Origin of the sequence: Methylobacterium sp. 22177 (assembly GCF_052045615.1) — a bacterium.
GTDB classification, from domain to species: Bacteria; Pseudomonadota; Alphaproteobacteria; order Rhizobiales; family Beijerinckiaceae; genus Methylobacterium; species Methylobacterium radiotolerans.
The window spans coordinates 1-1,755 of record NZ_JBQEPK010000112.1; the positions used below are offsets into that span (position 1 = coordinate 1).

Annotated in this window: 2 protein-coding genes and 1 pseudogene; 1 reads left to right on the forward strand and 2 read right to left on the reverse strand. The window is 65.6% G+C overall.

What is annotated here, in order from left to right:
* Positions 1–592, reverse strand: a 592-nt coding sequence (locus ACTJK8_RS32265; RefSeq protein WP_440763204.1) for a glycosyltransferase family 2 protein, incomplete at its 3' end; no start/stop codon positions are given.
* 49 nt (positions 593–641) lie between these two features.
* Positions 642–1,211 carry a glycosyltransferase family 2 protein gene (locus tag ACTJK8_RS32270; protein WP_041372344.1) on the reverse strand — a complete coding sequence of 190 codons (570 nt, stop codon included), beginning with the start codon at positions 1,209–1,211 and terminating at the stop codon, positions 642–644.
* 361 nt (positions 1,212–1,572) lie between these two features.
* On the opposite strand from ACTJK8_RS32270, the pseudogene ACTJK8_RS32275 reads away from it, so the two are divergent.
* Positions 1,573–1,755: pseudogene (locus ACTJK8_RS32275) on the forward strand (flagellin); the annotation flags it as partial.

The following is a 1,755-nucleotide window of genomic DNA, read 5'->3' on the forward strand; positions in this document are numbered from 1 at the left end:
GGATCGCGTCCTGCAGCGTGACCGGCGCCGTCGCCTCGACGAGGTGGGCGCGGCGCAGGCCGGTCTCGGCGAGGCGGCCGAGCCACTCGTTGTCGTAGTGCCACTTCGAGGCCGGGCTGATCGCGCCGACCTGCGCGAAGGTGGCCCGCCGCATCAGCCAGCCCGACGGCGTCGCGAAGTCGTTGATCCGGACCACCTCGCCGGCCTCGTCCACCTCGAGCTGCGTCGAGGAGACGAAATCGAAGCTGTCCAGGGCTCGGACGGCGACGCCCAGATAGGGCGGCAGCCAGCGATCGTCGTCCTCGAGGAAGCCGACGAGGTCCCAGCTGTCGTCGACGGCGCCGATGGCCGCGTTCAGCGCGGGGATCTGCCCCTTGCGCGCGCCGCGCGCGAAGGTGACCTGCGGGTGCGCGGCGAGCCGCGCCGGGATCTCGGTCTCCGGATCGGTCCCGACGAAGAAGTGGATCGTCGCCGGCCGGTCGAGCTCCTGGGCGTTGGCGCTCTCGATCGCGTGTTCCAGGAAGTACTGACCGGCCTTTCCGGCCAGGGTCGAGGGTTTGAGCCTCGACGGCGTGATGATCGCGATCCTCATTCCCAGGCCTCACCGTGTCGGGCGACGCGCGCCTCGGCACGCGTCGCTGTCAGAGCTTGAAGGACTGCTCGCCGATGTGGCCGAGCTCCTTGCTGAGATACGGATCACACCAGATCCGGAAGCCGGCGGCGCGGACCCGATCGCTGAAGTCGAAGTCCTCGCCGATGTTCACGCCGGCTTCCTCGTCGACGCGGAAGCGGAAATAGGGCTTCCTCAGCTTGTCGAAGACCGTGGCCTTGATCAGCAGAAAGCCGGTTGGGATCCGGGACATCTCCAGCAGACCCTTCGGCGCGTCGGCCGGCTGCTCCGGCAGAATGTCGCCCAGGAAGTGGAACGGGGCGGTGCGGCGCGAATAGGTCGCGCCGATGATGTCGACCTGCCGCACGAGGAGCTTGAGCAGCGCGTCCTTCGGGAACGTCATGTCGCTGTCGATGAACAGGACGTACTCCGCCCCGTACTTCTGCGCGTATTCGAGGCCGAGGTTGCGGGCGTCGGCGACGATCGACGACTTCCCGACGACGATCGACATCGGCATCTCGCCGAGCGAGTGCATCATCGATCCGAGGCTCACGGCGAAGTCCGCGTGGACCATGGTCCCACAGGGGATCGCGATCGCCACATGGGGCAACTTCGGCGACGCGGAAGGGGTCGCGGCGCCAACATCACTGGACGCTTGAGCGATCACATCTGAGCTCCCTGTAAGGTTCGCCCCGTCCTCTCCGCGCCGGCCGAACCGGATCGGCCCCGGTCGGGCAGGCGCGACAGAATTGGTCTGCGTCACAGCTTATGGCTGCGGATAGTTAATGGATCTTGAAGAAGGCCCGAGATCCATAAATACTGAGCCTCTCAAGGATCGATTCATTAACGATCACTTCGGACGCACCGGGAGTCCGCAATTGATTTAACCCCTGCGAAACGTTTGGCGGACGATTACTGGCGTGCCCGAGAAACGGGTGCATCAAATCAGAAAGATAAGACCCATGTCCTCGATCACCCTGTCGGCCGCGACGCGCCAGAACCTGCTCTCGCTGCAGGACACCGCCCAGCTGATGGCGACCACGCAGAACCGCCTCGCCACCGGCAAGACGGTCAACTCCGCCCTCGACAACCCGACCAACTTCTTCACCTCTCAGGCCCTCGACGGCCGCTCCTCGAGCCTGAAC